Annotated in this window: 27 protein-coding genes; 20 read left to right on the top strand and 7 right to left on the bottom strand. The window is 68.7% G+C overall.

Annotation, left to right across the window (positions count from 1 at the left end; genetic code table 11):
* Positions 1–70 precede the first annotated feature (70 nt).
* The 7 genes from AC5P5M_RS12280 to AC5P5M_RS12250 are packed head-to-tail and all read left to right on the top strand — an operon-like array spanning position 71 to position 9,625.
* On the top strand, positions 71–1,267 hold the full coding sequence (locus tag AC5P5M_RS12280) for an MFS transporter (RefSeq protein ID WP_065182925.1): 1,197 nt from the start codon (positions 71–73) through the stop codon (positions 1,265–1,267).
* Positions 1,264–2,457, top strand: a complete 1,194-nt coding sequence (locus tag AC5P5M_RS12275) for an isochorismate synthase (protein ID WP_128987973.1) — start codon at positions 1,264–1,266, stop codon at positions 2,455–2,457. The genes AC5P5M_RS12280 and AC5P5M_RS12275 overlap by 4 nt, the downstream gene beginning before the upstream one ends.
* Entirely contained in the window at positions 2,454–4,100 is a 1,647-nt protein-coding gene (locus AC5P5M_RS12270; protein ID WP_495205957.1) for a (2,3-dihydroxybenzoyl)adenylate synthase, read from the top strand. Before AC5P5M_RS12275 ends, AC5P5M_RS12270 begins: the two co-directional genes overlap by 4 nt.
* Positions 4,100–4,732, top strand: a complete 633-nt coding sequence (locus AC5P5M_RS12265; protein ID WP_180875289.1) for an isochorismatase family protein — start codon at positions 4,100–4,102, stop codon at positions 4,730–4,732. Before AC5P5M_RS12270 ends, AC5P5M_RS12265 begins: the two co-directional genes overlap by 1 nt.
* Positions 4,732–4,989 (top strand): phosphopantetheine-binding protein, encoded by a 258-nt coding sequence (locus AC5P5M_RS12260; RefSeq protein WP_495205956.1) that lies wholly within the window; start codon positions 4,732–4,734, stop codon positions 4,987–4,989. The genes AC5P5M_RS12265 and AC5P5M_RS12260 overlap by 1 nt, the downstream gene beginning before the upstream one ends.
* Positions 4,986–8,876, top strand: coding sequence for an amino acid adenylation domain-containing protein (locus tag AC5P5M_RS12255; protein WP_495205955.1), 3,891 nt, complete (start codon positions 4,986–4,988; stop codon positions 8,874–8,876). Before AC5P5M_RS12260 ends, AC5P5M_RS12255 begins: the two co-directional genes overlap by 4 nt.
* Complete coding sequence (locus tag AC5P5M_RS12250) at positions 8,867–9,625, top strand: 2,3-dihydro-2,3-dihydroxybenzoate dehydrogenase (RefSeq protein WP_128987976.1); 759 nt, start codon at positions 8,867–8,869, stop codon at positions 9,623–9,625. Before AC5P5M_RS12255 ends, AC5P5M_RS12250 begins: the two co-directional genes overlap by 10 nt.
* A gap of 22 nt (positions 9,626–9,647) precedes the next feature.
* Here AC5P5M_RS12250 and AC5P5M_RS12245 read toward each other — a convergent pair whose 3' ends face one another.
* The 4 genes from AC5P5M_RS12245 to AC5P5M_RS12230 are packed head-to-tail and all read right to left on the bottom strand — an operon-like array spanning position 9,648 to position 13,492.
* Positions 9,648–10,025 (bottom strand): DUF2894 domain-containing protein, encoded by a 378-nt coding sequence (locus AC5P5M_RS12245; RefSeq protein ID WP_128987977.1) that lies wholly within the window; start codon positions 10,023–10,025, stop codon positions 9,648–9,650.
* The gene (locus AC5P5M_RS12240) at positions 10,015–10,653 is read right to left on the bottom strand and encodes an OmpA family protein (protein ID WP_053517790.1); all 639 of its coding nucleotides are present in this window, start codon (positions 10,651–10,653) and stop codon (positions 10,015–10,017) included. The genes AC5P5M_RS12245 and AC5P5M_RS12240 overlap by 11 nt, the downstream gene beginning before the upstream one ends.
* On the bottom strand, positions 10,650–12,827 hold the full coding sequence (locus AC5P5M_RS12235; RefSeq protein WP_495205954.1) for a DUF802 domain-containing protein: 2,178 nt from the start codon (positions 12,825–12,827) through the stop codon (positions 10,650–10,652). Before AC5P5M_RS12235 ends, AC5P5M_RS12240 begins: the two co-directional genes overlap by 4 nt.
* A gap of 11 nt (positions 12,828–12,838) precedes the next feature.
* Positions 12,839–13,492, bottom strand: coding sequence for a DUF3348 family protein (locus AC5P5M_RS12230; protein ID WP_065175212.1), 654 nt, complete (start codon positions 13,490–13,492; stop codon positions 12,839–12,841).
* A gap of 144 nt (positions 13,493–13,636) precedes the next feature.
* Here AC5P5M_RS12230 and AC5P5M_RS12225 point away from each other — a divergent pair, with 144 nt between their 5' ends.
* Positions 13,637–14,554, top strand: a complete 918-nt coding sequence (locus AC5P5M_RS12225) for a M14 family metallopeptidase (protein ID WP_065176143.1) — start codon at positions 13,637–13,639, stop codon at positions 14,552–14,554.
* A gap of 47 nt (positions 14,555–14,601) precedes the next feature.
* Here the strand turns inward: AC5P5M_RS12225 and AC5P5M_RS12220 are convergent, their stop codons facing one another.
* Entirely contained in the window at positions 14,602–15,654 is a 1,053-nt protein-coding gene (locus tag AC5P5M_RS12220) for a sensor domain-containing diguanylate cyclase (RefSeq protein ID WP_495205953.1), read from the bottom strand.
* Positions 15,655–15,739: 85 nt separating this feature from the next.
* Between AC5P5M_RS12220 and AC5P5M_RS12215 the strand changes: the two genes are divergently transcribed.
* Positions 15,740–16,816: a retropepsin-like aspartic protease gene (locus tag AC5P5M_RS12215; protein WP_495205952.1), complete on the top strand. Its 1,077-nt coding sequence runs from the start codon at positions 15,740–15,742 to the stop codon at positions 16,814–16,816.
* A 97-nt stretch (positions 16,817–16,913) separates the two neighbouring features.
* Here the strand turns inward: AC5P5M_RS12215 and AC5P5M_RS12210 are convergent, their stop codons facing one another.
* Positions 16,914–17,255 (bottom strand): RcnB family protein, encoded by a 342-nt coding sequence (locus tag AC5P5M_RS12210; RefSeq protein WP_053519774.1) that lies wholly within the window; start codon positions 17,253–17,255, stop codon positions 16,914–16,916.
* 72 nt (positions 17,256–17,327) lie between these two features.
* Positions 17,328–18,215, bottom strand: a complete 888-nt coding sequence (locus AC5P5M_RS12205) for a LysR family transcriptional regulator (RefSeq protein ID WP_495205951.1) — start codon at positions 18,213–18,215, stop codon at positions 17,328–17,330.
* On the opposite strand from AC5P5M_RS12205, the gene AC5P5M_RS12200 reads away from it, so the two are divergent.
* The 11 genes from AC5P5M_RS12200 to AC5P5M_RS12150 all read left to right on the top strand — a co-directional run bounded on the left by AC5P5M_RS12200 (position 18,214) and on the right by AC5P5M_RS12150 (position 26,810).
* The gene (locus tag AC5P5M_RS12200) at positions 18,214–19,086 is read left to right on the top strand and encodes a glucose 1-dehydrogenase (protein ID WP_461289819.1); all 873 of its coding nucleotides are present in this window, start codon (positions 18,214–18,216) and stop codon (positions 19,084–19,086) included. The two genes, AC5P5M_RS12205 and AC5P5M_RS12200, sit on opposite strands and share 2 nt — an antisense overlap.
* Positions 19,087–19,098: 12 nt before the next feature.
* Complete coding sequence (locus AC5P5M_RS12195) at positions 19,099–20,499, top strand: MFS transporter (RefSeq protein WP_495205950.1); 1,401 nt, start codon at positions 19,099–19,101, stop codon at positions 20,497–20,499.
* 111 nt (positions 20,500–20,610) lie between these two features.
* The gene (locus AC5P5M_RS12190; RefSeq protein WP_053519770.1) at positions 20,611–20,880 is read left to right on the top strand and encodes a hypothetical protein; all 270 of its coding nucleotides are present in this window, start codon (positions 20,611–20,613) and stop codon (positions 20,878–20,880) included.
* A gap of 142 nt (positions 20,881–21,022) precedes the next feature.
* Positions 21,023–21,703 (top strand): hypothetical protein, encoded by a 681-nt coding sequence (locus tag AC5P5M_RS12185; protein WP_495205949.1) that lies wholly within the window; start codon positions 21,023–21,025, stop codon positions 21,701–21,703.
* Positions 21,704–21,923: 220 nt separating this feature from the next.
* Positions 21,924–22,904, top strand: coding sequence for a GTP 3',8-cyclase MoaA (gene moaA, locus AC5P5M_RS12180; protein ID WP_277380740.1), 981 nt, complete (start codon positions 21,924–21,926; stop codon positions 22,902–22,904).
* An 8-nt stretch (positions 22,905–22,912) separates the two neighbouring features.
* Positions 22,913–23,911, top strand: a complete 999-nt coding sequence (gene moaCB / locus AC5P5M_RS12175) for a bifunctional molybdenum cofactor biosynthesis protein MoaC/MoaB (protein ID WP_495205948.1) — start codon at positions 22,913–22,915, stop codon at positions 23,909–23,911.
* The gene (locus AC5P5M_RS12170) at positions 23,908–25,164 is read left to right on the top strand and encodes a molybdopterin molybdotransferase MoeA (protein ID WP_495205947.1); all 1,257 of its coding nucleotides are present in this window, start codon (positions 23,908–23,910) and stop codon (positions 25,162–25,164) included. The genes moaCB and AC5P5M_RS12170 overlap by 4 nt, the downstream gene beginning before the upstream one ends.
* On the top strand, positions 25,161–25,421 hold the full coding sequence (locus AC5P5M_RS12165) for a MoaD/ThiS family protein (RefSeq protein ID WP_495205946.1): 261 nt from the start codon (positions 25,161–25,163) through the stop codon (positions 25,419–25,421). The genes AC5P5M_RS12170 and AC5P5M_RS12165 overlap by 4 nt, the downstream gene beginning before the upstream one ends.
* Before the next feature lie 3 nt (positions 25,422–25,424).
* Complete coding sequence (locus tag AC5P5M_RS12160) at positions 25,425–25,919, top strand: molybdenum cofactor biosynthesis protein MoaE (protein WP_414487411.1); 495 nt, start codon at positions 25,425–25,427, stop codon at positions 25,917–25,919.
* Positions 25,891–26,448: a molybdenum cofactor guanylyltransferase gene (gene mobA, locus AC5P5M_RS12155; protein ID WP_430544323.1), complete on the top strand. Its 558-nt coding sequence runs from the start codon at positions 25,891–25,893 to the stop codon at positions 26,446–26,448. Before AC5P5M_RS12160 ends, mobA begins: the two co-directional genes overlap by 29 nt.
* Positions 26,445–26,810, top strand: a complete 366-nt coding sequence (locus tag AC5P5M_RS12150; protein ID WP_111186844.1) for a hypothetical protein — start codon at positions 26,445–26,447, stop codon at positions 26,808–26,810. Before mobA ends, AC5P5M_RS12150 begins: the two co-directional genes overlap by 4 nt.
* Positions 26,811–26,851 lie beyond the last annotated feature (41 nt).

Below are 26,851 nucleotides of genomic sequence, written 5' to 3'. Positions count from 1 at the left end.
TGACGTGGCGGCATCGGGCGGAGCGTCGTGCTGGCGTTCTGCCGTCCTTCCCTGTCACGGCTGGTGTTCCATGCACGCACGTCCCGTCGTTCCCGGTTTGCCGGCCCTGGTGTTGGCGGCCCTGATCGGCACCATGGCCATGATGTCTTTCGTCGCCGTGATCGGCCCGGTGGTCCGGCTGCTGGGCCTGTCCGAATGGCACGCGGGCCTGTCGGTGACGGCCGCCGGCGTGCTGTGGATGCTGGCGGCTCGCCGCTGGGGCCAACTCAGCGACCGCATCGGTCGCAAGCGCGTGCTGCTGCTGGCGATGGGCGCGTACACCGGCGTCTACCTCGCGCTCGCCATGTTCATCGATGTGGCCCTGCAGGTCACGCCGCCGGTGGTTGTGTCGGTGCTGGTGCTGGTGGGCGCGCGCGGGCTGATCGGGCTGTTCTATGCCGCCGTGCCACCGACGGCCGCAGCCTTGATCGCCGACCAGGCGCCGGCCGGCCAGCGCACGCAGTTTCTCGCCCGTCTGGGCAGTGCCAATGCACTGGGGATGGTGCTGGGCCCGGCGGCAGCAGGCTGGCTGGCCTACACGCATCTTTCGCTGGCGCTGTATGTGGCCGCGCTGTTGCCGCTGCTGGCGCTGGCACTGCTGGCGTGGCGTCTGCCTTCGACAGCGCCGGCAGCGGCGGCATCGTCAGCACGACGGACGCCCCTGCGCCGTCTGGACCGGCGCCTTCGGCTGCCCCAACTGGCCGCGTTCCTAGGAATGGTGTCGGTGACCATCGCGCAGGTGACGGTCGGCTTCTTCGCGATCGATCGCCTCGGCCTGGCAGCGGCTGAAGGCGCGCGCATGGCCGGCATCGCACTGACCGCTGTGGGCGTCGGGCTGATCCTGGCGCAGGCACTGGTGATGAAGCTGGAGGTGCCACCGCGGCGCTGGATCGTGCTGGGTGCATTGATCGCCGGTATCGGCTTCGCCTCGGTCGCCGCCGTGCAGCAGTCCTGGCAGCTGCCGGCGGCCTATGCGCTGGCGGCATTCGGCATGGGCTTCGTGTTCCCGTCGTTCCAGGCGCTGGCCGCCGATGCGGTGCAGGCACACGAACAGGGTGCCGCCGCCGGAACGGTCGCTGCGGCACAGGGGCTGGGCATGGTGGTCGGGCCGATGCTCGGCACGCTGTTGTATCGGGGCGGGCCGAGCCTGCCGTATCTGCTGGTCGGTGTGCTGCTGCTGTTGCTGTGCGTGCTGGCGGCAGCGCACCGGATGAAGGAGGCGACATGAACGATTCGCTCAGGGACGATGCATGGCAGGAGACGGCGCCGTTGCCGTTGCCGGCTGCGGATGACCCCACGCTGTTCCTGCTGCAGCATGCAGGGCAGCATGTGCATGCGCGTGGCTGTCGTGCGGCGCTTGCGTCCGGTCCGCTGGTGACGCTGGCCGGACGCGTGGCTGCGTTCTTCGCGCAGCAGCGGGGCGGGCCGGGCCTGCTGGTCGGAGCGATTCCGTTCGAGCCACGTGCCGACGATGCGCTGTACCAGCCCGAACGCGTGCTGCCTGCGTTGCCGGTGCAGCCGCAGGCTGCGCCTGCGCTGGAGGGTGTCGTGCAGGCCGAACCTTCGGCGGACGACTACGCCGCAGCGGTGGATAGGGCAGTACAGGCCCTGCGTGATCCCCGACAGGACCTGCACAAGGTGGTACTGGCGCGCAGCCTGTTGGCACACACACGCCACGCCCTGACGCCCGATGTGCTGCTGGCGAGACTGGGAGCCGATCCGTCGGTGGCGACCTACGCGGTGCCGCTGCCGGTGGAGCTGGGCCAGGCCCCGGCATGGCTGGTCGGGGCGACGCCCGAGCTGCTGCTGCGCAAGCGCGGCGCGCAGGTGCTGTCGCACCCGCTGGCCGGCTCAGCCCGACGCAGTGCGGATCCGGTGCAGGACGAGCGTGCCGCGCAGACCCTGCTGGCGTCGGCCAAGGATCACGACGAGCACCGTCATGTGGTCGAGGCCATCGTTGATGGCCTCTCTCCCTATTGCAGCCATATCGACGCGCAGGCGCGGCCGGTGCTGCATGCCACGGCCACCATGTGGCACCTGGGCACCCGCATCCATGCCACGTTGAAGGATCCACGGGTGCCGGCCGCCGCCCTGCTGGCGCAACTGCATCCCACGCCCGCCGTATGCGGCACGCCGCAGCAGGCGGCGCTGCAGCGCATCCGCGAACTGGAGCCGGTTCCACGCGGTTTCTACGCCGGTGCCGTGGGGTGGCTGGACGCGCAGGGCGACGGCGACTGGTACGTCGCCATCCGCTGCGCACGACTGCAGGGCACGCAGCTGCGCCTGTATGCGGGCGCCGGCATCGTCGCCGGGTCGCAGCCGCAGGCCGAAGTGGCCGAAACCGCAGCGAAGTTTGCTGCCCTGTTGAACGCGCTGGGCGTCAGTGAGCCCGCGCCCCCGACCGAGCCCCTCGCATGAGCCGATCTCCTTCCCGCCTGCCATTGCAGCAGGTATGGCCCGAAGACCGGGTCGCCCACTATCGCCGGATGGGGCATTGGCGCGGGGAGACCTTCCCGGCCTTCCTGCGCGAGCGCGCCGAACGCTACGCCGATGACATCGCGGTGGTGGCAGGTGATGTCCGACTGAGCTATGCGCAGCTGTGGCACGAGGCCGGGCGCATCGGCAGCGGCCTGCTGGCGCTGGGCCTGCAGCCCGGTGAACGGGTGCTGGTGCAGCTGGGCAACAGCGCCGGCTTCATCGCCACCGTCTGCGGCCTGTTCCGCGCCGGCCTGGTACCGGTGTACGCGTTGCCCGCGCACCGCATCACCGAGCTGGTGCACTTCGCCACGAAGGCCGAGGCCAGTGCCTTTGTCACCGCCGATGTGCACGAGGGTTTCGATCATCGCGGGCTGGCACGGGCACTGCAGGCGGAGGTGCCGGCCCTGCGCCACGTGGTGATCGACGGCGATGCGGAGGAGTTCGTCGGGCTGGCGAACCTGCAGGGCGACCGCAGCCAGCTGCCGGCCGACCCGGATCCGCAGTCGGTGGCGTTCCTGCAGCTGTCAGGTGGCAGCACCGGCCTGTCCAAGCTGATTCCGCGCACGCACGACGACTACATCTATTCGTTCCGTGCCAGCAACGCGATCTGCGGGATCGACCGCGACAGCGTGTATCTGGTCGCATTGCCGGCCGCGCATAATTTTCCGATGAGCTCGCCGGGCTTCTTCGGTGCGCTGTATGCCGGTGCCCGCGTGGTGCTCAGTCCGGGGCCGGGCCCGGATGTCGCGTTCCCGCTGATTGCACGCGAGAAGGTGACCTGCTGTGGGCTGGTGCCGCCGCTGGCCCTGCTGTGGGCGCAGGCAGCGGCATCGACGAAGCACGATCTGTCCAGCCTGCGGGTGCTGCAGGTGGGCGGCGCAAAACTGGTGCCGGAGGCCGCGCGGCGCGTCATCGATGGCCTGGGCTGCACGCTGCAGCAGGTGTTCGGCATGGCCGAAGGCCTGGTGAACTACACCCGCCTCGACGATCCCGAGGAACTGGTGGTGGCCTGCCAGGGACGTCCGATCAGCCCTGACGACGAGGTCCGTGTGGTCGACGACCACGACCAGCCGGTTGCCGAGGGCGAGATCGGACATCTGTTGACCCGCGGCCCGTACACCATCCGTGGGTACCACAACGATGCCGCGGCCAACGCGCGCTCGTTCACCGACGACGGCTTCTACCGCACCGGCGACCGCGTGCAGCAGCTGCCCGGGGGATATCTGGTGGTGCAGGGGCGTGCCGGTGACCACATCAACCGTGCCGGCGAGAAGATCTCCGCCGAGGAGATCGAAGACCATCTGCTGGCCCATCCGGGTGTGTTCGATGCGGCGGTGGTGTCCATTCCCGATGAGTACCTGGGCGAGCGCAGCTGTGCCTTCGTCATCCGCCAGGGCGAGCCGATCACGGCGCCGGCACTGAAGGCCTGGATGCGCGGGCGCGGGCTGGCGGCGTTCAAGGTGCCGGACCAGGTGGTGTTCGTGGACAGCTTCGATACAACAGCGGTCGGCAAGATCAGCCGCCGCGAACTGCGTGCGCAGCTGCGTGCGCGTCATCTGCAACAGACAGGAGGAACGCGCTGATGGCGCTGCCCCGCATTGCTTCATATTCCCTGCCGACCGCCAGCGAGTTACCACAGCCGCGCGGCCCCTGGCACCCGCAGCGCGAGCGGATCGCGTTGCTGGTGCACGACATGCAACGCTACTTCCTGGCAGCGTTCGACGCGGACAGCGAGCCGCTGCGCCCCGCCGTGGACAACGTCGCGCGCCTGCTGGCGCATTGCCGGGCGCAGGGAATTCCCGTGTTCTATACCGCCCAGCATGGCGATCAGGACCGGCGCGACCGCGGCCTGCAGGCCGACCTGTGGGGGCCCGGCATGCGCCGGAGTGACGAACATGAGCCGATCATCACCGCGCTGGCCCCGCAGCCGGGCGAGCACGTACTGGTCAAGCATCGCTACAGCGCGTTCCAGCGCAGCAACCTGGAGACGCTGATGCGCGCGCGCGGGCGCGACCAGCTGCTGGTGACCGGTGTGTATGCGCATATCGGCTGCACCGCGACCGTGGTCGAAGCCTTCCAGCGTGATATCGAGGCATTCATCGCCGCGGATGCGGTCGCCGACTTCTCGCGCGCCGATCATGAGCAGGCGCTGCACTGGATCGCACGGACCTGTGGCGTACCGATGACCACCGGCCAGCTGCTGGAGACACTGTGATGGATAGGACGGGCGATGTGCTTGACCTGGAACGGATGCGCGCGGACGTGGCGCGCGTGCTCGAATGCGAGCCGGCCGACATCGGCGATGACGACAACCTGATCGGTCTCGACCTGGATTCGATGCGCATGCTCGGCCTCGTTCTTGCGTGGAGCAATACTGGCCTTCCGCTGGAGTTCTCGCAGCTGGCCGAGCACACCACGCTGCGCCAGTGGTGGCAGGTGGTGCAACGGCTGCAGGCCGCACAAGGCGCATGAACGGTGCAGCGCCAGCCTCACCGGTGGCATTGACCGAGGCCCAGGCGGGGCTGTGGTATGCCCAGCGCCTGGCTCCCGACAACCCTGCATTCAACACGGCCCATGCCGTATGGATCGACGGCGCGCTGGACGTGGCGGCGTTCACGGCCGCCGCCAACCAGGCGGCGGCAGAGGCGCAGGCGCTCGCACTGCGCTTCACGGAAGGCAGCGATGGCCAGCCGCTGCAATGGCATGAGCCGGCGCATGTACCGCTGCTGGCAGTCCATGATCTTTCCAGCGCTGCCGATCCGGTGGCCGACGCCAACGCCGCGATGCGGGCCGACCGGCTGAGCCCGGTCGATCCCACCCGCGACCGGATCAGCCAGCAGGCGCTCTACGCACTGGGAGGCCAGCGCTGGGTCTGGTACCTGCGCGTTCACCATCTCGGCGCTGATGGCTATGGCATGGCACTGTTCAGCGATCGTGTCTGCGCGCTGTACGCCGGGCGCGGCGGCGATGCGCTGCCGCCCCTGGCCGGTGTACTGGCCGACGATGCGGCATACCGCATCGATCCGCGTCGCGAGATGGCCGGCGCCTGGTGGCGCGACCACCTGCGGGACGCGCCGGCCGCCGCTGGTCTGGCCGGCATCGCCGCCGCCAGTGATGACGCGCTGCGCTGGGTGCAGCCGCTGGATGCCGCCTTCCGTGAAGAGCTGCTGCAGGCATCGGTGCGCTGGCTGCAGCCGTGGCCGGATGTGCTGGCCGCACTTGCGGCAGAGTACCTGCGGCGGATGAGTGCGGCCGAGGAAGTGGTGCTGGGGGTGCCCTACATGGGGCGCCTGGGAAACGCGTCGGCGCGCGTGCCCGCGATGGTGATGAACGTGCTGCCGCTGCGCGTGGCCGCTGCCGAGGGCAGTGTCGAAAGCTACACCCGTGGCATCGGCCGGCAGTTGAGCCAGAGCCGCAGGCATGGCCGGTATCGCGGCGAACAGCTGCGGCGCGATCTGGGCCTGGTCGGTGCGCAGCAGCGCCTGCATGGCCCGCTGGTGAACATACAGCCGTTCTACAGGCCGCTGGCGCTGCCCGGCGTGCAGGCCACGCTGCAGGTGCTGTGCACCGGGCCGGTGGAGGATCTGGTGCTGGGCTTCCGCGGTGATGGCCAGGCGCTGCTGGATCTGGAGATCGAGGCGAACCCCGCCCTGTACAGCGACGCCGACGTGCAGGCGCATGCGCAACGGCTGCTGCATTTCGTGTCGGCGGCGCTGGATGCCGACGACATTGCCAGCGTGCCACTGGCCACCGCGGCAGAGGTCACGCAGGTGGTTCACCGCTTCAACGCGACCACCCATCCATTGCCTGCAACCACACTGGTGGAACTGTTGCAGCAGGGCATGGATCGCGACCCTCAGGCAACGGCGCTGGTCTGCGGCGACGCCACGCTTGAGCATGCCGCGCTGGAGGCACGCAGCTTCGCACTGGCGGCACAGCTGCGCGCGCTGGGGGTGGGGCCGGGCAGTGTGGTGGCGGTCGCGCTGCCGCGTTCGATGGAGCTGGTCATCGCCCTGGTGGCCGCGCTGCGTGCCGGCGCCGCCTATCTTCCGCTGGATCCTGCACATCCCGACCAGCGCCTGGCGCGCATCCTGCGCTCGGCGCGTCCGGCCTGCGTGCTGGCCGACAGCACGATGGCGCACCGGGCCGCAGGCGTGCCGGTGCTGCCGCCCGATCAATGGATGGCACAGGGGGCTGCCGCGCCCTGGCCGGACCCGGCGCCGGATGATGCGGCCTATGTGATCTACACCTCCGGCTCGACCGGCGAACCCAAGGGCGTGGTCATCGAGCATCGCGCCATCGTCAACCGCCTGCTGTGGATGCGCGAGCACTACGGCTTCGGCCCCGACGACCGCGTGCTGCAGAAGACGCCCGCCACGTTCGACGTGTCGGTCTGGGAGTTCTTCCTGCCGCTGCTGTGCGGTGCAACGCTGGTTCTCGCGGGTCCGGATGCGCATCGTGATCCCACCGAGCTGGGCCGGCTGATCCGCGCGCAGGGCATCACCACCGCCCACTTCGTCCCGTCGATGCTGGACGCCTTCCTCGCGGCGCCCGCCTCGCAGGGCCTGCAGCTGCGTCGGGTGTTCACCAGCGGCGAAGCGCTCGATGCCTCGCTGCGCGACCGCTTCCATGCCCGCATCGACGCGCAGCTGCACAACCTGTATGGGCCTACCGAAGCCGCGGTGGACGTCAGTTACTGGCCGGCCCCGGCAGGCGATCGCTCACGCCCGGTGCCGATCGGCTTCCCGGTCTGGAACACCCGCCTGTATGTGCTCGATGCACGCATGCAGCCTTTGCCGGTGGGCGTGCCGGGCGAGCTCTACCTCGGCGGCGTGCAGCTGGCACGAGGCTACCTGGGCCGCGACGATCTCACCGCCGGACGTTTCCTGGCCGATCCCTTCCTCGCGGGCGAGCGCATCTACCGCACCGGGGACGTCGCACGCTGGCGCAGCGACGGGGCGGTCGAGTATCTGGGCCGCAGCGACCATCAGGTGAAGCTGCGCGGTCTGCGCATCGAGCTGGGGGAAATCGAGGCGGCACTGCGGGAGCTGCCTGGGATGGTGCGCGTGGAGGTGCTGCTGCGCCACGACCTTCCCGGTGAGCCGCGGCTGGTCGCTTATTTGCCCGCGGCAATGGCCGACGCCGCTGCCCTGCGCGCGCACCTGGCCGCGCGCGTGCCGGACTACATGGTGCCGTCGGCGTTTGTCGGAGTCGATCACTGGCCGGTGACCACCAACGGAAAGCTGGATCGCAGCGCGCTTCCGAAGCCGCCGCAGGTCGGGATGACCGGTGTCTCACCGCGCACGCCACTGGAACATGCGCTGGCTGCCTTGTTCGCACAGGCACTGGGCCTTGAGCAGGCAGTTGCGGTGGATGCGGACTTCTTCAGCCTTGGGGGCGACTCGCTTTCGGCCGTGCACCTGCTGCTGGCCATCGAACAGCGCTGGCGCTGCGAGCTGGGCCTCGGCGTTCTGTTCGCGGAGCCGACGGTGGCGGCGCTGGCCCGGCGTATCGCCGAACCCCCGATGCTGGCCGATCATGCCTTGGGCCCGGTCATCGCGTTGGCCACGACCGATGGGACTGAACCCTCGCCGCTGTTCGTGCTGCACCCGGCAGGCGGCATCGCCTGGAATTACCGCGCGCTGGCGCGTGCGCTGCAACCGGCGCGGGCCGTGTACGGGCTGCAGTCGCCGGCGCTGGACGCCGCGCAGCCGCTGCCGGCCAGCATCGAGGCGATGGCCAACGAGTACGTGCAGCGTGTAGTGACCCTGCAGCCGCGCGGGCCGGTGCACCTGCTCGGCTGGTCGGTGGGGGGGATCATCGCCCAGGCGATGGCCGTGCGCCTGCACGAGATCGGTCGCGAGGTCGGCGAGCTGGTGCTGCTCGACGCCTATCCCAGTGAATGCTGGCGGGCCGAGCCGGAGCCGGATCCGATCGCTGCGCTGCGGGCGTTGCTGGCCATCGCCGGCCACGATCCGGACGCACACCCGGAACTGGACAGCCGCGAGCGCATCCTGGCCTTCCTGCGTCGAGGTGGCAGTGCGCTGGGCAGCCTGCCCGACGTGGTGCTGGACGGCGTGGTGCGCGCGGTCACCGGAACCAACCGCCTGATCCGCGAGCACCACCACCGGCCATTCGACGGCACCCTGGTGCATGTGCGCGCAGGGCGGGACCACCAGGCACGACCACAGCTGCAGTCGGCGCTGTGGAAGGCGCACGCGCGCACGGTGCAGGCGCTGGAACTGCCGTTCCTGCATGCCGAACTGACCGGCCGTGATGCGGTGGCGCAACTCGCGCCATGGCTGTCGGCGCGACTGCGGCATCGGGATGAACAACAGGAGATCGCAACATGCAGTTGACCGGTTTTGAGGGTCGCGTGGCGCTGGTGACTGGCGCAGCCGGGGGGATCGGCACCGCGCTGGTGAAGCTGCTGGTCGCCGCCGGCTGCCAGGTGGTGGCCACCGACCGCGAGTCGCCTGCGATCGTGGGCGAGCGCGTCCATGCCTGTGCGCTGGATGTCAGCGACAGCGCAGCGGTCGATGCGCTCATCGACCAGGTAGAGGCGAAGATCGGACCGATCGCCCTGGCGGCCAGTGTGGCCGGCGTGCTGCAGGTCGGCGCGGTGACGGATACCTGTGATGCCGATTGGCGCCGTGTTTTCTCAGTCAACGCTGACGGTGTGTTCCATCTCGGCCGCGCACTGGCGCGGGTGATGTCACCGCGCAGACAGGGCGCCATCGTCACCGTCAGCTCGAACGCCGCAGGCGTGCCGCGTCACGGCATGGCGGCCTACGCTGCCTCGAAGGCGGCAGCGACCATGTTCACCCGTTGCCTGGGCCTGGAGCTGGCGCCACTGGGCATCCGCTGCAACATCGTCGCACCCGGTTCGACGCTGACCGCCATGCAGACCGGCATGTGGGAAGACGCGTACGGTGCCGAGCGGGTGATTGCCGGCAACCTCGACACCTACAAGGCGGGCATTCCCCTGCGCAAGCTGGCTACGCCGGAGGACGTTGCCCAGTCGGTGATGTTCCTGCTGTCCGAGCAGGCCGGGCATGTGGCGATGAGTGACCTGTACGTCGACGGCGGCGCCACGCTGCGCGGCTGACCCCCTGATGCAGGGCCGGGCCTCAACCGGGGTTGCGGGGCTTGCGCGCGCGCTTCGGTTTCGCCGCATCACCGCCGCTGGCCGCACCGTCCTGCAGCGCCTGCAACCACGACAGGGTATCGACGTAATCGATGAAGTGGCGCAGATAGCCGGGGCTGGCGGCCTGCATCGAATCGAGCATGCGCTGCACCAGTACCGCGGAGTTCAGCGGGCCGCCGTCGGCAGGGGCCTCGGCGCGCAGCGAACGGCGCACCTGCAGTTCACTGCGCAGCTCCGACCACTCGTGCTGCACCTGCTGCAGCATCGGCACCTGCGGGTAGTCCGCCAGCGAGCGCGACCCCGCATCGAGATCGCGCACCAGTGCACGCAGCCCCTCCAGCGCTGGCAGCTTATCTGCCATCCGGTGCCCTGGGCCTGGGAATCGGCGCGATCTCCACGCGGCGGTTGCGCGCGCGGCCATCTTCGCTGGCATTGGAGCTGACCGGCTGCTCGCTGCCGAAGGCGGCGGCGAACACCGCATCGGCCGGTACGCCATCGGCGATCAGGGTACGGGTCACCGTCAGCGAACGCTGCGCGGACAGTTCCCAGTTGTCGGCGAAACGACGGTTGCCTTCGCGCACCGGCGCATCATCGGTGAAGCCGCTGACCATCAGGATCTCTTCGCGGCTGCCCAGGTAGGCAGCCAGCGGTGCGGCCAGGCTGCGCAGCAGCTCCTGGCCCTCCGGCTGCAGCTGGTCTGAATTGAGGGCGAACAGCACACTGCCGCTGATGCCGATGCGGCCATCGACCAGCGTCACCCGGCCCGCCGCCAGCGGGCCGGCCAGTGCCTGCTCCAGCGTCTGCAGGCGCTTGGCTTCGGCCTGGCGCTGCCTGACTTCATCCTCCAGCCGCTGCGAGAGTTCCAGCTGGACCGCCACCACGCCGACCAGGATCAGCACGAACGCGCCGAGCAGTACCGACATCAGGTCGCCGAATGCCGCCCAGATCGGCGCGTGCGAACCGCCGTCGACCTCCAGCTCGTCGCTCATGCGGTGCCGGCCTTGCCGCGGCGCGCGGCCAACTGTTGCAGCTCCTCCATCACCTGTTTCTGCGACAGCACGCTCAGGTCGACCACCTCGCGCGCCTGCGCCACGTAATAGGCCAGCTGCTCGTCGCTGCGGGCCAGCGAGGCATCCAGCGCGCCACCGATCTGTTCCAGCCGGCCCGACAGCTCGGCCGATGCGGCGCCGAACTGGGCCACGGCGTCGCCGAAGGCGCCGGCAAGGTGGCCGACTTCAGTGGCGCTGCCATCGAGCAGTGCAGCGATGCCGTCGAGCTTGCCGGTTTCGGCCGCGATGTGGTCGGTGAAGCGGTTGCCGACGCGCTCCAGCAGTTCCGCCGAGCCGCCCACCAGTGCATCGACCGCGCTGCGTTGTTCATGCGAGGCATGGTTGATCGCATCCAGCAGGGTCTGCACCGTCGCCAGCAGGCGGCCGCGCTCCTCCAGCATCGCGTTGTCGCGCACCAGACTCTCGGAGAGCGTGCTGCGCAGCTCGTTGATGACGTCGGCAGCGGCCTTCGGTGCGGCGGCAGCCGTCTGCAGCAGGGTCGAGACTTCCGCGAGCGTTGCGCTGGCCTGGGCACGGCCGTTCTCGCCGATCTGCTGCGCGGTCTCCGCCAGCGTGTCGCAGATCTGCTGCTGCTGCGCAGCCAGGCGTTCTCCATTGGCGTGCAGGCGTTCGGCCAGATCGTTCGACAGGGTGTGCAGCGCGTCGCTCCAGCGTTGCAGGCGCTGTTCGTCACCGGCCTGCAGTTGTGCCTGCAGCGCGGCGTGGGCCTGTTGCAGATGGGTGCTGGCGGCCTCCCAGCGCGCCTGGCGCTGCTGCTCGTGGTCCTGCAGCAGCGACTGGCTGGCTGCATGACGTTCTTCAAGCGCGTGAAGCAGCGACTGGGCCCGTTCGTCCAGATGCTGACTGACCGCCTCCAGTGCCTGCCGCTGGCGCTCGACCAGCGTGGTGTTGAGCGCATGCTGCTGGTCGGCTGCAGTGCGCCACGCGTCGGTCTGGCGGTCGGCATCCGCCTGCAGCCGTTCGCCGATGCGTGCCACCACTGCTTCGCCGTGTGCACCCTGGGCATCGCTGAAGGCCTGCAGATGCTGGCGAAGGTCGGTCACCAGCGCCTGCTGTGCCTGGGCCTGTTCGGCCATCACCCGCGTCCAGCTGGCTTCAGTCGATACGCGGCTGCGCTCGAAGCCGTCCGCCAGCCCGGCCAGTTGCTGCTGCACCGCCTGTTCAACGCGCGCATGCAGGGCCTGGCCGTGGCTGGCCAGGCCAGCCAGCGTGGTTTCCGCCATCGGCTGCAGGGCACCGCCGATGGCCGCTGCGCTGGCTTCGGCGCCTTCGCGCAGCGATTGCTGGAGGGAGGCCGCCAGGCGCTCCTGCAGCGCCTGGCTCTGGCTGAGGAACTCGGCCTGGCCGGCCAGCAGCCGTTCGTTGGCCGCCAGGCTGTGCTGCTCGAAGGCACCGGTCATCGCCTGCAGGCGGTCGACCAGGGCCGGCAGCGCTGCGGACTGCGCCTGCAGCAGTCGCAGGGATTCGGCGCGTTGCCACGCCTGCGAATACGGGTGCAGCGGGCCGGAGATGGCACGGTCGAGCTGCTGCACGGCCTGCAGGCGATCCCGGCGCAACAGCGCCGAAAGCAGCCCCAGCATGGCCGAACTGGCGACACCGGCAATCGACGTACCGAAGGCGACGGCCAGGCCCTGTACCGGGGATGCCAGCGAGCCGCGGATGGCGGCCATGTCGGTGGCGCCCTGCAGGGCGAGGCCGGTGCCGCGCAGGGTGTCCATCATGCCCAGCAGGGTGCCGAGCATGCCCAGCAGCACCAGCAGGCCGACCAGGTACGGTGTCAGGACCGGGCCGGGCAGGGCGGTGCGCTCACCTTCCACGCGCAGGCGCACGGCATTGCGCAGGCTTGCCGGCACGCGCTCCAGCCAGGGTGCCAGGCGCTCCTCGGCGGCGGACAGATCGCCCAGGGCATCGCGCAGGCCCGCGCTGGCCTGGCGGTAGCGGTACAGCTCCACACCACCGGCGATGTAGCAGGCGGCAATGACCGCCGCGACCGCTGCACCCAGCGGGTGCACCGAAACGTAGCCGATGCCGATCCAGCACACGGCCAGCAGGCCGACAAGGAAGACAACGACAGGGAAAGCAGTTCTGGACATGGTGTTCCGGGTCAGTGGGAGCGCAGGGCTGCCAGCAGCCCCTCGATCGGGTGGAAGCGCAGCTGCAGCTCGGCAAGCAGCAGCGAGCGCATGTCATGGCGGAATGCGGTGCGCCAGCCAGGCTGGCCATGCACGCGGTCGAAGCGGGTGCCCAGCACTGCCGGGGCGATGGCCAGCAGGCTGTGCTCGCGCGGGCTGAGGGTCTGCTCCATCACGGCGTCGATCTCGGCCAGCCGCGCCAAATCGGGCGAGGCCCGCAGCAACTGGTCACGGAGGCGTCCGCGCAGGCGCCCGGTCGCGGTCTGGATGGCCTGCTGCAGTACCCGGTAGCGCTGCCGCAACGAGGCAAAGGTGGGTGTGGCGGCCGCCTCGGCCAGATCGAGCAGGCGCTCGGCTTCGGCATCGTCACGAATCGACGCCAGCAGGCTGGCATGGGCCTGCTCGCAGTCGGCCAGCAGGTCGTCCATCGCCTCGCCCGCGTCCGCCGCTGCAGGCACGCGTCCGCCCAGTGCCGTCGACAGCGCGACAGCACGGCTCCAGTCCACCCACTGACCGAGGCGATCGGTCAGGACGGGACTGGTGGCCGGCATCGCGCCGTCGCTGAGACGGGCGAGCAGGCGAAGGAAATCCGGTCCACCCAGGACCGTCTGCGCTGCGTTCGCCATCAAGGGGTGAGGGGCCAAAAACCGTTGATTTTACAGCCAGATGAGCCTGGCTGGATGAAGGGCGGGACGGGTGGGCGGGCCCGCAGGCGCCACAAGGCTTAGAATGACCGGCTGCACTCACCACGTTCGACCTCTGGAGCACCCATGACTGTTGCGCAGTTCTACCCGATCGGCACCCCCGGACAGCCCTGGGGCGATCCGGAACGCGCGCAGTGGCGGGCCCGCCAGCAACGCCAGCGCAGCTACCATGACGATGTGGTGGCGGCGCTGGAACGCCTGGACGAGCGTTTCGACGTGATCCAGTACGGGCAGCTCGATTACGCGCCGGACCACTATCCCCTGTTCGCCGTGGTCAACCACGACTGGAACCCGGCACTGCCGACGGCGCTGGTTACCGGCGGCGTGCATGGTTATGAGACCAGCGGCGTACACGGTGCCCTGCAGTTCCTGGAGCAGCAGGCCGAGCGGTACCTGGGGCGTCTGAACCTGATCGTGGCCCCCTGCGTGAGTCCGTGGGGCTATGAGCGCATCCAGCGCTGGAACCCCGCTGCCCTGGACCCGAACCGCAGCTTCCGCGACGGCGGCCTGATCGAGGAAGCCGCCTCGCTGATGCGCTGGGTGGCCGGGCGCAAGGCCGACATCCGGGTGCACCTGGACCTGCACGAAACCACCGACAGCGACCTGCACGAGTTCGACCCGGCCCGTTGCGCCCGTGATGGCAAGCCCTTCGAGCGGGACACCATTCCCGATGGCTTCTACGTGATCGGCAACAGCGAAGACCCGCAACCGGCATTCCAGCGGGCGCTGATCGCCGCCGTGGCGCCGATCACCCATATCGCCCCGGCCGATGCCGAAGGCAACCTGGTCGGCCTGCCGTTGCAGTCACCGGGCGTGGTATGGGGTGAATCGCGCTCGATCGGGGCCTGCGCCGGATTCACCGATGCGCGTTTTGCCACCACCACGGAGGTCTACCCGGACAGTCCGCGTACCCACCCGCAGGAGTGCAACGACGCGCAGGTCGCGGCGGTCTGTGCGGGCCTGGATTTCGCCCTGGCGCACTGATCCGGATCGGGACCGCGACCGGCCGGGATGACGCTGCTACGCGGCCATTACTGGGCGAAACTGGCGGTGTCCTTGCCTTGCCGCTTGGCGTGGTAGAGGGCTCGGTCGGCCAGTGCCAGCCAGTCCTCGACACTGCCGTGTCGCGGGCTCGCAGCGACTCCCATGCTGACACTGAAATCGCTCGCCGGTCCTGTCCGGCGTGCGTTCTCGTGCAGGCGTTGCCGGATGCGTGCCGCCATCTGCATGGCGTCTGACGCGGCGCAGTCGCGCAGCAGCACGACGAACTCATCCCCCCCGAGCCGTGCAGCTGTATCGGCCGGGCTGGCGAATTCGCGCAGTGTCGTGGCGATATGCCGCAGGACCTGATCGCCGGCGCGATGCCCCTGCGAGTCGTTGATGCGCTTGAAGTCATCCACATCCAGCATCAACAGGCACGCCATGCCACCGTGGCGCTGGGATTTGTCCAGCGCCTGCTGGGCACGGTGGATCAGGAAGCCCCGGTTGGCCAGCTCCACCAGCGGATCCATCCGGCTCAGCCGCCGCAGCTGCCGGTTCTGTGATTTGACCCGGCGCGCGAGTTGCCAGCTCAGGATGCTGAGGCCGATGCCGTACACGAACAGGAACGGCATGCTCAGCATGATGCTGCGTTGCGAGGTGGTCGGCTGGTAGGGGAAGCCCAGCGCGAACCAGACGAGTCCAAAACCCAGCACCAGCGCCAGCGTCGCCCGCAGCGCCAGCCGCACTCCCCCTGCTGCGATCTTGTCGGCCACCAGCAGGGCGGTGAACAGTGCGCTGGGCACGATGCTGAGGGCGATGAACGCGATCCACGCGCCGCCAAGGAAGGAATCGAACACCATGCAGCGGAACTGGGTGGCGGCCGGCTCGGGGGAACGCCGGGTGAGGACCAGAGCGATCGTCGGCCATGCCAGCGCGTTGAGCAGCAGCAGTGTCCATGGCCACACGCCATCCTGGCGTTCGAGCAGGATGGAGGCCAGGGGGAGGGCCGCCAGGCTGCTGCCGACGAACCGCATCCAACCGATGCGCCGCGCCGCGCCGATACCCTCGACGGCCACCTCGGTCGAATCAGTGAAGTAGGGCATTGCCGATCCCCCCAAGATCGCACGACCAACGGCGCTCCACGGTGGAGCGCGCTCCAGCAGTCTGGCATTGCGACGTCAACGGCCCGTGCATGCTGCGGTCGCAGACGTCAGCGCCGGATGGCAACACGGGGCCGCGGGCGCCGGGCGCCGGTTTGCTTCGGTCCGGAACCATCGAGGGCAGCGCGGCAGGCGTCTAAACCTTCTGCACCCCTGCCGCATCCAAGGCAGGCGGCAATCTGCCGTTGCCCTCCACTGGAAGCCATCAATGCGCCAGTCCATACGTCCGTGGTACGTCGCCCTGGTTGCGGGGCTGCTTGTTCTTCCGCAGTCCCGCGCCGCGGCCGGGACGATCACCCTTCCTTTCGAGCAGGACAAGGATCACCGGATCTATGTGGAAGGGCGGATCAACCAGTCAGGACCGCTGCGCTTTCTTGTCGACACCGGGGCTGACGGACTGGCAGTCACGGTTGCCACCCGCAAAGCGGCGTCGATGCAGGTCGATGACCGCTCCGAGAACACCGGCTCCGATGGCGTGAGTTTCGTGGACTACAGTACCCACAACACGGTCGTCGTGGGAGACATGCGCCGGACGATGGGGGCGGCCGTGATCGACTACGGCAAGCGTCCGTTCGACGCCGTGCTTGGCTGGACATTCTTCGCGGGGCGCATCATCGAGATCGACTACGACCGCAAGCTGCTGCACGTGCACGACCGGTTGCCGGATCTGCACGGATACACCCGCGCGAACGTCCGCTGGATCGACAATACGCCCGCCATCGAAGTGCTTCTGCGTGAGGGTGGCTCGACACTTGCGGCCTGGCTGTTCGTGGACACCGGCAGCAACGGCGCCATCGATCTGGGTCATGCGTACAGCTCGCGCCACCGACTGCAGGAGGTGTTCACCCGCACCATCGGTACCTCACAGTTCAGCGGCTCGGCGGGCAGGAAGATCCGGGCCGTCGATGCACGGATCGCATCGGCCGATGTGGGCGGGCTGCGACTGGAACAGCCCAAGGTGTCGTTCACCATCGATGAGGATGGATCCAATGCCGACGGCACGCTGGGCAGTGAAGCACTGCGCAACTTCAACATCCTGCTGGATACCGGAACCGGGCAGCTCCATCTGCGGCCAAACGGAAACGCGCGCGCGCTGCCGAACTAGCCCTTCAGCGCCCACCGCTGGACGCAGCAGCGGCAGGCAGCGCAGGAAGGGCTGACCCATCGCGCGTCTGCGCCCGATGGGTCAGCCAGGGCTGCGTTCACCGACGCAGCGCGTCGACGATCACGCCGGTGGCGATTTCAACAAGCAGATACTCGGTGTCGCTCTGGCGGACCCAGCGCTGGCCGCGGCCGGGATCACGCAGCCTGTAGCGTGCGTAGTCATCCACCCAGTAGCGACGATCCACTTCCGCCCACGGCAGATGATCGCCGCGCCGCCATGCCTTCTTCTGCCATCCTGGCGGCGGTGCATCGCGATTGTGCGGCCCGCCTGCGTGCGGTGGGGGACCGTTTCCGCGGGCGTGGTGCGGCGGATCCGCCCAGGCCGGTGCGACGGCGAGCAGTGCCACCATCAGAGCAGGTACGACGTGTCGGGTCCTCATGGCATCCTCCTGTCAGTGGCCGGTCCTGCCGGCCTGGTGAGGTGGACCATAGGCCAACGCCCGTGAACGGAATCATGCTGTCTGTTTTCCTGCCGAGGGGGCGGCGCCTGTTGGCGGCAGTGTCGAATCGAGGATGTCCAGCAGGGCACGCAGACGGTCCATGTGGCGCAGATCCTGGTGATAGCCCACCCAGATGCCCCGCGAAGGGGGCGTCCCGTGTGAGTCGATGCGCTGCAGTCCGGCCACCGCGTCACCCAACGCACGGGGCAGCACGGCGATGCCGGTACCGTGCAGGCACATCTGCGCCTGGACACTGCGACTGGTACTGGTGAATGCGCGCGGCGAACGCGGAAACCGCTGCAGCAACCATTCCACGTCGGGGAAGTGCGACTGCGCGGTGTTCATCAGGATGAGCCCGACCGAATCGGGGTCGTCCTGCAGCCGGGCGGTGGTCGAGACCGAACCATACAGGCCGTAGGGCAGGGTCATCACGAGGCGCTGGACGATGTCCGGCTCACTGAACGGCACGATGCGGAACGCGACGTCGGCATCGCGGCGCGACAGGTCCAGCAGTCGATAGCTGGCGATCAGTTCCGGAACCACCGCCGGATGCCGGCGTACCAGTTCGGCGAGCACGGGCGTCAGCACGTGGCAGGCAAACCAGTCCGCGCTCGAAATGCGCAGAATGCCTTCCAGCCGGCCCGGGCTGCCTTCCAGGCGGCGCTCCATGGCCAGGGCGGAGTTCTCCATGGCTTCGGCCAGGGCCAGCACCGCATCACCGGCATCGGTCGTGACCAGCCCGTCCCGCGTCCGCCGCAGCAGGGGCTGCCGGGCGTGCTGTTCAAGGGCCTTCAACCGGCGGCCCACCGTGGGATGGCTGACACCAAGGCGCCGCGCCGCCTCACCCAGCGACCCGCCCCGCACGATCGCCAGGAAGACACGGACATCACCCCATTCCATGATCGTGCTCGTTCAAAAATGTACGACGAATGTGCATCAGTGTCAGTCCACATACAAGTTTGAAAGGTCCAGCATGGGCCCCGGTCGCACTGACCGCCTCCCCCTGGAACTGGATCCGCTTGATATGAACACGCTGAAAGACAAGGTCGCGCTGGTCACCGGCGCTTCGAAGGGCATTGGCGCTGCGGTTGCCCGCCGCCTGGCGGCCGACGGCGCCAGCGTCGTCGTCAACTACGCCTCGAGCCGGGAGGGCGCCGAACAGGTCGTTGCCGATATCGAAGCCGCCGGTGGTCGGGCGTTGGCGGTGCGCGCCGACGTGCGTGACGCGCGCGAGGTCGATGCAATGGTGGCCACGGCCCTGGATGCGTTCGGCAGGCTGGATGTAGTGGTGAACAACTCCGGCGTGTACCGGTTCGCGAAGATCGAGGACACCACCGAGGGGCTCTATCGCCACCAGTTCGACATCAATGTGCTGGGCCCGCTGCTGGTCACTGCCGCCGCCGTTCCCCATCTGCGGCCCGGTGCAAGCATCATCAACATCAGTTCATTCGTGACCCGCATCCTGCCGGTGGACAGCGCCATCTACACCGGTTCGAAGGGTGCGATGGACGCCATTACCGGCGTGTTGTCCAGGGAGCTTGGCCCGCGCGGCATCCGTGTCAATGCGGTCAATCCCGGCCTGATCGAGACCGAGGGCACGCACGCTGCGGGTGTCGTCGATTCCGGGTTCCAGGCCTGGAATCTGGCGCAGACACCACTGGGCCGGACAGGCCAGGTGCTGGACGTGGCGCCGATCGTTGCATTTCTCGCCTCGGACGATGCGCGATGGGTGAGCGGCGACACGCTGCTTGCCTCTGGCGGCATGCGCTGAGTGGGGGGCGTCATGAATCTACCGGCTGACGCTGCGGCCGCTGTACCGCCCGATCCGCGCCGTTGGATGGCATTGGCTGTACTGCTGACAGGCACGCTGCTGCCGCCGCTCGACTTCTTCATCGTCAATGTCGCGTTGCCGGCCATCCGTGTCGATCTGCACGCGCCCCCGGATGTCTCGCAGCTGGTCATCTCGGTCTACGCCACGGCCTACGCGGTGACCCTGATCCTGGGAGGCCGGCTGGGCGACATCTACGGCAGGAAACGTGTGTTCATCGCAGGCATGCTGGGGTTTGGCCTGGCATCGGCGCTGTGCGGCCTGGCGCCTGCGGCTGAAGTGCTGGTGGCCGGACGGCTGCTGCAGGGGATGTCGGCCGCGCTGATGGCCCCGCAGTCATTGGCATCGATCCATGCCCTGTTCCCGGACAGCGAGAAGGGCCGTGCGCTTGGCCTGTATGGCGCCACCTTCGGCCTCGCGTCGGTGGGCGGGCAGCTGCTGGGAGGGGTGCTTGTGACAGCCGATCTGTGGGGGACAGGGTGGAGGAGCGTGTTCCTCATCAATCTTCCCATCATCGCAGCCGCGGTGCCGGCTGCATTCGTGCTGCTGCGTGAGTCGCACGCCCGCCAGGGAGCACGGCTGGACGCTGTCGGAGCGGTGGCACTGGCGGCGTCGTTGCTGGCGCTGGTGGTACCGATCATCGAGGGCCGCCAGCGCCAGTGGCCGTGGTGGTGCGTAGGACTGCTGCTGGCAAGCGGCCCCCTGCTGCTGTTGTTCTGGAAGCATGAGCAACGATGCGTGGGGCGTGGGCAGATGCCGCTGGTATTGCCATCGCTGCTGCAGATGCGCGGGTTGAGGCGCAGTCTGTCAGCGACATTCTTCTTCTACGCGCTGGCTGCGTTCTTTCTCGTCTTCGCGGTGTATCAGCAGTCCGCGCTGGGGCGCAGCAGCGCGTCGGCGGGGTTGGCGATCCTGCCGTTGGGGCTGGGTTTCCTTCTCGGGCCGCTGTGTGGTTCGGCGTTCCGGCGGCTGGCCGCACAGGGTGCATCGCATGGGATGGTGATGGAGGTTGCGGGCCTGCTGGCGGTCGCAGCGCTCGCGCTGCTGGACATGCCGTCGTGGCTGCCGCTTCCGCTGTTTCTGATCGGCGCAGGACAGGGCATTGCGCTTCCGGCGCTGGTGAAGCAGAGCGTGGACCATGTGGATGCCCGCCACGCCGGGCTGGCCGCAGGCATCGTGAGTGCGACGCTGCAGATCAGTGCGGCGCTGTCGGTGGCGTTGGTGGGCGGTCTGTTCTTTGCCGTCGCGCCTGACACGGCAACGCCCGCGGAGGTGCGCACCGCGTTCGTGGTGGCCTCGCTGGTGATCGCGGCATCCTTGGCGATTGCCGCCGGATTCGCTTGGCGACGTGGTTGAGACGGGGTCTTCACGCGACGTCCACGTCTTCCACCTGCAGCTGAAAGCCAATCGGAGAGTGTGCCGAAACGCCGCTATATTCCTGACACCCCAGACGAAGGAGGGAGTGGAATGATTCTTACCAAGCAGCACCTGATGATGGCACGTACGCTCGGTGTGGCGATTGTCGCCACCGTAGGCCTTGGGGCCTGCGCCACCTACAAGGACGATTTCGCAACGATCAACTCGCGGCTCGACCAGCTTGATGTGAAGGTGCAGGGTGCGGCGCAGAGCGCCGAGTCGGCCAATCAGTCGGCGCAGCAGGCCAACCAGCGTCTGGATCAGATCGAAGGCCGCGTCCAGCAGCTTGAACGGGCGCCTCGCCGCACCCCGCGCGGCTGACCGCCTGTAGCCTGCACATCCGAGTCAGGGGCCCAGTGGCCGCAGCGGCCACTGGTGTCCTCCCGTAACACAGCTTTCGAGGAATGCTCCCATCCATACCCACTCATCCCTTGCGCGCCATGCCCATCGCGCTGCTCTGGCAGTGGCGTTGGCGTTCCTGGTGGTCGGTGTCGTCAATGCGGAAGATTCCGCCGCGCCGCCGTCGGCCGCCGTTGATGAACTTCCACCCGGCCAGGATGTCTCCGAAACCGTGATCGAACTGGCGGGCTGGGTCGTGGCGTCCAAGGACAGCCAAGGCTATCCGTTCGCGGTCATGGACAAGGCTGCCGCGCAGATCCTGGTGTTCGGTGGCGACGGCCGGCTGCGCGGCGCGGCCCCTGCATTGTTCGGTTCAGCGACCGGCGACCACACCGCGCCCGGCGTTGCGGGTCTCGCCCTGCGTGCCATTCCGGGACGGGACCGCACCACGCCTGCGGGTCGCTTCGTGGGCGGCTACGGCCCTTCGATCGATGCAGGGCGGGTGCTGTGGGTGGACTACGAGTCCGCAGTCTCCATCCATCCGACCGCAACCGGCGTTCCAGCAGAGAGGCGTGTCGAGCGCCTGGCATCGCCGTCGCCGGACGACAACCGCGTCACCCACGGCTGCATCAACGTCTCGCCGGAGTTCTACGAACGCATCATCCGTTCAACCTTCGAGCGGGGCGGGGTGTTCTACATCCTGCCGGACGTGGACCCGATCGAGCAGACCTTCCCCGAGTTCGCACAGAGCCGCGCGGCTGCGCAGCACAACGGCGGCAAGCGCGCACGATCTGCCCGCAGGTAGACGCTCCACCGCCGGCCCGCTGGGCGGCGCGGTCAGCCTGGCGCGCATCCATCCGGACACTGGCTGCGGCTCTTCCTGTTGCCCGGCAGCGTGCACCCGCTGCCGGAAATCGTTCATGATGGGCCCAGTCACACTCCCGTGGCAGCGCAGGCCGCATGCTGTGATGCGCCGACATCACGCGGCAACAGGCAGGACGGTGGAGCAAGAAGGTGGACCAGCCATGAGCCAACTCACCGACGGTTTCGGACGCAGCTTTCCGTACCTGCGCCTGTCGTTGACCGAAGCCTGCAACTTCCGTTGTGGCTATTGCCTGCCGGAGGGGTACCAGGCCGATGGCCGCCCGCGTTTCCTGCAGGTCGAGGAGATCAGCCGCCTGGTCCGCGCCTTCGCGGCGCTGGGCATGAGCAAGATCCGGCTGACCGGTGGCGAGCCCAGCCTGCGCAAGGATCTTGATGACATCATCGCGGCCGTGGCGGCGGTGCCGGGTATCGGCAAAGTGGCCATCACCACCAACGGCACGCAGTTGCCGCGTCGCCTGCCGGGTTGGCACCGCGCCGGCCTGACGGCGCTGAACGTCAGCATGGACAGTCTGCGGCGCGAACGTTTTGCCGCGATCACCGGGCATGACCGCCTGCCGGAGATCGAGCAGGGCCTGGCCCTGGCGCAGGCGCTGGGGCTGCCGTCGATCAAGCTCAACGCGGTGCTGCTGCGCGGCCTCAACGACGATGAGCTGCCGCAGTGGATGGCGTACCTGCGCGACCGTCCCTTCAGCGTGCGCTTCATCGAACTGATGCGCACCGGCGACAACGAAGCCTATTTCCAGCAGCATCACCTGCGTGCCGACGGGGTGATCGAGCAGTTGCTGGCTGCCGGCTGGCGCGAGCGTGCACGGGCGGCCGATGCCGGCCCGGCGCGCGAGTTCGGCCATCCGGACCATCGTGGCAGCATCGGCATCATCGCGCCGTACTCGCGCGATTTCTGCAAGGGCTGCAACCGCTTGCGGGTAACAGCCAGGGGAGACCTGCGGCTGTGCCTGTTCGGCGACTTCGGCGTGCCGCTGCGCGCGCTGCTGCAGCACGATGACGACCATGACGCGCTGCTGGCGCGCATCACCACCCAGCTTGGCCTGAAAGCGGCCGGGCATGGCCTGCACCAGGGCCGGACCGGGCTGACCCCGCACCTGGCTTCCATCGGAGGATGAGCAGCACGATGAGTGGGGAACTGAACGCGGCATTCCATATGGCCGATGTCCGCAACAAGCGCATCAGTCGCCGGCGGGCGGTGGCGGTGGGCGAGCTGCATGCCGGTCCGCTGGCGTACCCGTTGATCGTCGAGCGTCGCCTGCCGAAGGGCGACGCGCTGGTCATGGCCGAGATCGCCGGCCTGCAGGGGGCGAAGATGGCGTCGATGCTGATGCCACTGTGCCATCCGCTGCCGCTGGAGCTGGTGCAGGTGTTCTGCGCGCCGGTGCCGAAACGGCACGCCATCCGGGTCTGGTGCGAGTGTGCCAGCGAGGCGCGTACCGGTGTGGAAATGGAAGCGCTGGCCGGCGTCAACGCGGCGCTGCTGACCCTGTACGACCTGAGCAAACCGGTGGAACCGGCGCTGCGCATCGAAGGTATCCGCCTGCTGTTCAAGGAAGGTGGCAAGCGCGGCCTGTGGCTGCATCCTGATGGCATGGATGATGCCGAGCGCGAGCGCTTCAGACCGCGTGCGCCGAAGGGCCTGCAAGGCGCGGCCTGCGCGGTGATCACCCTGAGCGACCGTGCCAGCGCAGGTACTTATGAGGATGTTTCTGGCCCGACCCTGGTGGCCGGCCTGAACAGGCTGGGCGGCGAGGTGGTGGCTGCCGACGTGCTGCCCGATGGCATCGAGCCGTTGGCGGATCGCCTTCAGGCACTGGCCGCCGACGGCGTGCGCCTGTGCCTGTGCACTGGCGGTACCGGTCTGGGCCCGCGCGACCTCACCCCGGAGGCGCTGCGTTCGTTGAACGCGCGGCCGGTGCATGGCCTGGCGCAGATGGTCCGGGCGCTGAGCGCGCAGCACACGCCGATGGCCTGGCTGAGCCGCGCCGAGGTGGTGCAACTGGGCAGCATGCTGGTGTTCGCGCTGCCCGGCAGCCCTAAGGCGGCAGCGCAGTGCCTGGACATCCTGGCGCCGGTGCTGGGCCACGCCCTGGCGATGGTCGACGGTGGTGACCACGCGTGATTCTTTACAGTGAAGCACTGCAGCGCCTGCTGGAGGCGGCCACGCCGCTTCCCGCCGAGCGTCTGCCCCTGCAGGAGGCCGCAGGCCGCACCCTGGCCAGTGACATCCACAGCGCGCAGGCATTGCCGCCGTTCGACAATTCGGCAATGGACGGTTTTGCGCTGCGCGCCGACGGGGTGGCGTTCGAGTCGGGTACCGAATTCACGGTGCAGGGCTGGCAGGCGGCGGGTGATGGCGATGCCGAAGGCGGCGAGGGCGCCTGGGAGATCATGACCGGCGCGCGCATGCCGGGCGGCCTGGACACGGTGGTACCGATCGAGAACGTGCAGATCCTCGCCAGCGAAGCGGGCCGTCCGACCCGGATCGCGCTGAAGAGCGTGGTCAGGCCGGGCCAGAACGTGCGTCTGCGGGGCGAGGACGTAGCCGAAGGCGAGTGCGTGCTGCGGGCCGGGCAGAGGGTGGATATCAACGCACGGACCCTGCTGCACGCCCTTGGCGTTGGCGAGGTGGTGGTGATGTCGCGACCGGCGGTGGCGGTGATTGCCACCGGCAAGGAGCTGGTAAGCGAGGCGGCGCAGGCGCTGGCGTCCGGACAGATCCGTGACAGCAACCGCCCCTACCTGGTCGGGCGGCTGCACGCGGCCGGAGCTGAGGTGGTGTGGCAGGGCACCGTCGGTGATGATGTGGCCGCGTTCGATGCAGCGCTGGACCAGGCACTGGCGGCCGGTGCGCGGATACTGGTCAGTACCGGTGCGGTCTCTGCGGGCCGTTACGACTTCGTGCCCGACGCACTGCGCGCGCGCGGGGCGCGCATCGTGTTCCACAAAGTGGCGATCCGTCCGGGCAAGCCGCTGCTGTTTGCGGTACTGCCCGACGGTGCGCTGTATTTCGGCCTGCCGGGCAACCCGGTGTCGGCGGCAGTGGGGCAGCGGTTCTTTGTCGAGCCTGTACTGCGCCGGCTGCTGGGGTTGGCGCAGGAACCGGTGCTGCGGCTTCCCCTGCAGGCGATGGTGCGCAAGCCGCCCGGCCTGCGCGTCCACGCCCGTGCGCGGGTGGAGCTGGACGAGCAGGGCCAGCTGAGTGCGCGGGTGCTGTCCGGACAGGAATCGTTCCGTCTGATGTCCATGGTGCAGGCCAACGCCTGGGTGGTGCTGGAGGACGAGGGCGATCTGGTTCCGGCCGGCAGCGCGGTGCGCGTACAGGGCTGGGGCCACGCCGACCCGGTGCAGCTGACGGGCAGGGAGTGCGAATGAAACAGGTGACGTTGCAGTTGTTCGGTGCGTTCTCCGATCTGGATGAGCGTCGGGAGATCACGCTGGAGGTGCCGGGTGCGACCGTGGCCGACCTGCGCCAGGCGCTGCGCGAGCTGCTGCCGGTGCGTTGGCCCGGTTTCCGTGCCGGCCTGCTGGACTATTCGGCCTTCGCCGACCAGCAGCGCGTGCTGCGCGATCACGATGTGCTGCCGGAGGATGGCCGCGTGGCCATCCTGCCGCCGGTGAGCGGGGGCTGAGCGATGGACGCGAAACCGATTGCGAAGGTCGTGGACCGGGCGCGCGGGGTGATCGACCCGGCAGAAGGGATCGCCGCCGTGTCCGACCCGGGTTTCGGTGGTATCGACGTGTTCATCGGCAAGGTACGTGACGTGAATGTCGGCCGGGTGGTCACGGGCATCACCTACGATCTGTTCGAGCCGCTGGTGCTGAACGAAATCCAGCGCCTGGCGGCCGAGGTGGAGGCGGCGTTCGGGCCGCGCCTGAAGCTGTATGTGGCGCATGCCAGGGGGCGGCTGGGCATCGGCGATGTGGCCGTGGTGGTGGCCGCCGGCAGCCCGCACCGGGACGAAGCATTCCGCGCGTGCCGGCAGCTGATCGAGGCAGTGAAGCACCAGTGCCCGATCTGGAAGCAGGAACACTACGAGGATGGCGACAGCGCCTGGAGCGAGGGCTGCAGCCTGTGCCATGCCGACAGCACGCCTGCACATGGCCATGACCACGAGCACGGCCATTGACGGCATCGTGCTGGCTGGAGGCCTGTCCAGCCGCATGGGCCGCGACAAGGCGCTGCTGCCCTGGCGCGGGCGCACCCTGCTTGAGCACATGCGTGACGTGTTGATCGAGGCCGGTGCGCAGCGGGTGTGGGTGAGCGGTGACCATCCGGCCTTCGATGGCATTCCCGACCAGGTCGCGCGCTGCGGCCCGCTGGGCGGGCTTTACAGCGTGTCCCTGGCCATGCCCGATACCGTTGCGTGGGTGGTGCCGGTGGACATGCCCAGGTTGACCGTCGCCCTGCTGCATCGGCTGCACGGGGTGCCTTCCGCCTGCAGCGTGTTCTCCGGCGAGCCATTGCCGATGTGTCTGCAGATCGATGATCATTGCCGGCGGGCCCTGCGCAACTTGATCGAAGATCCACAGGCGCGGCGTTCGCTGCGTGCCCTGCAGGAGCGGCTGGCGGCGACGGCGTTGCCGCTGCCTGAGAATGAGCGTGCCTTGCTGTTCAACTGCAATACCGGGGCCGACTGGGAGTCCATCGCAACATGAAAGTCCAGCTGCAGCGGCAATCCATGCGCCTGCGTGTCGATGAAGAGGAACTGGCAGCACTGCTGGCCGGTGACTCGCTGGAGAACCTGACCCGATTTGGTGGCACGGGCGGGTGGGGAACCGCGTTGTCGCTGCATGGGGGCGACCAGGCGGTGCTGCTGGACGGTGGCACGGTCTGCCGGCTGGTGCTGCCGCGCGATGCTGTGCAGGGGCTGGCAGCACGACTGCCGTCGCGTGAGGGTCTGGAATTTTCCATCGCGCTGGATGATGACAGTTCGTTGCAGCTTCAGTTCGACGTGGATGTGCGCGACAGCATGCGCCAGCGCGGCCATCAGCGGCGGGGGCAGCGTCCGCCGCCGTGAGACCGGCCGTGGCACGCCTGCCGTATGATGAAGGCCTTCAT

It is taken from the genome of Stenotrophomonas sp. YJH_SMC_106-19, from assembly GCF_059368375.1.
Note: the sequence above shows the minus strand (reverse complement) of the source record. Positions and strands in the feature narration are given on the sequence as shown.

What these genes read in the sequence shown, in the direction of transcription:
- AC5P5M_RS12280 (WP_065182925.1), top strand. Translation starts at nt 71, where the DNA reads ATGCACGCACGTCCCGTCGTTCCCGGTTTGCCGGCCCTGGTGTTGGCG.
- AC5P5M_RS12275 (WP_128987973.1), top strand. Translation starts at nt 1,264, where the DNA reads ATGAACGATTCGCTCAGGGACGATGCATGGCAGGAGACGGCGCCGTTG.
- AC5P5M_RS12270 (WP_495205957.1), top strand. Translation starts at nt 2,454, where the DNA reads ATGAGCCGATCTCCTTCCCGCCTGCCATTGCAGCAGGTATGGCCCGAA.
- AC5P5M_RS12265 (WP_180875289.1), top strand. Translation starts at nt 4,100, where the DNA reads ATGGCGCTGCCCCGCATTGCTTCATATTCCCTGCCGACCGCCAGCGAG.
- AC5P5M_RS12260 (WP_495205956.1), top strand. Translation starts at nt 4,732, where the DNA reads ATGGATAGGACGGGCGATGTGCTTGACCTGGAACGGATGCGCGCGGAC.
- AC5P5M_RS12255 (WP_495205955.1), top strand. Translation starts at nt 4,986, where the DNA reads ATGAACGGTGCAGCGCCAGCCTCACCGGTGGCATTGACCGAGGCCCAG.
- AC5P5M_RS12250 (WP_128987976.1), top strand. Translation starts at nt 8,867, where the DNA reads ATGCAGTTGACCGGTTTTGAGGGTCGCGTGGCGCTGGTGACTGGCGCA.
- AC5P5M_RS12245 (WP_128987977.1), bottom strand. Translation starts at nt 10,025, where the DNA reads ATGGCAGATAAGCTGCCAGCGCTGGAGGGGCTGCGTGCACTGGTGCGC.
- AC5P5M_RS12240 (WP_053517790.1), bottom strand. Translation starts at nt 10,653, where the DNA reads ATGAGCGACGAGCTGGAGGTCGACGGCGGTTCGCACGCGCCGATCTGG.
- AC5P5M_RS12235 (WP_495205954.1), bottom strand. Translation starts at nt 12,827, where the DNA reads ATGTCCAGAACTGCTTTCCCTGTCGTTGTCTTCCTTGTCGGCCTGCTG.
- AC5P5M_RS12230 (WP_065175212.1), bottom strand. Translation starts at nt 13,492, where the DNA reads ATGGCGAACGCAGCGCAGACGGTCCTGGGTGGACCGGATTTCCTTCGC.
- AC5P5M_RS12225 (WP_065176143.1), top strand. Translation starts at nt 13,637, where the DNA reads ATGACTGTTGCGCAGTTCTACCCGATCGGCACCCCCGGACAGCCCTGG.
- AC5P5M_RS12220 (WP_495205953.1), bottom strand. Translation starts at nt 15,654, where the DNA reads ATGCCCTACTTCACTGATTCGACCGAGGTGGCCGTCGAGGGTATCGGC.
- AC5P5M_RS12210 (WP_053519774.1), bottom strand. Translation starts at nt 17,255, where the DNA reads ATGAGGACCCGACACGTCGTACCTGCTCTGATGGTGGCACTGCTCGCC.
- AC5P5M_RS12200 (WP_461289819.1), top strand. Translation starts at nt 18,214, where the DNA reads ATGATCGTGCTCGTTCAAAAATGTACGACGAATGTGCATCAGTGTCAG.
- AC5P5M_RS12205 (WP_495205951.1), bottom strand. Translation starts at nt 18,215, where the DNA reads ATGGAATGGGGTGATGTCCGTGTCTTCCTGGCGATCGTGCGGGGCGGG.
- AC5P5M_RS12195 (WP_495205950.1), top strand. Translation starts at nt 19,099, where the DNA reads ATGAATCTACCGGCTGACGCTGCGGCCGCTGTACCGCCCGATCCGCGC.
- AC5P5M_RS12190 (WP_053519770.1), top strand. Translation starts at nt 20,611, where the DNA reads ATGATTCTTACCAAGCAGCACCTGATGATGGCACGTACGCTCGGTGTG.
- moaA (WP_277380740.1), top strand. Translation starts at nt 21,924, where the DNA reads ATGAGCCAACTCACCGACGGTTTCGGACGCAGCTTTCCGTACCTGCGC.
- moaCB (WP_495205948.1), top strand. Translation starts at nt 22,913, where the DNA reads ATGAGTGGGGAACTGAACGCGGCATTCCATATGGCCGATGTCCGCAAC.
- AC5P5M_RS12165 (WP_495205946.1), top strand. Translation starts at nt 25,161, where the DNA reads ATGAAACAGGTGACGTTGCAGTTGTTCGGTGCGTTCTCCGATCTGGAT.
- AC5P5M_RS12160 (WP_414487411.1), top strand. Translation starts at nt 25,425, where the DNA reads ATGGACGCGAAACCGATTGCGAAGGTCGTGGACCGGGCGCGCGGGGTG.
- mobA (WP_430544323.1), top strand. Translation starts at nt 25,891, where the DNA reads ATGGCCATGACCACGAGCACGGCCATTGACGGCATCGTGCTGGCTGGA.
- AC5P5M_RS12150 (WP_111186844.1), top strand. Translation starts at nt 26,445, where the DNA reads ATGAAAGTCCAGCTGCAGCGGCAATCCATGCGCCTGCGTGTCGATGAA.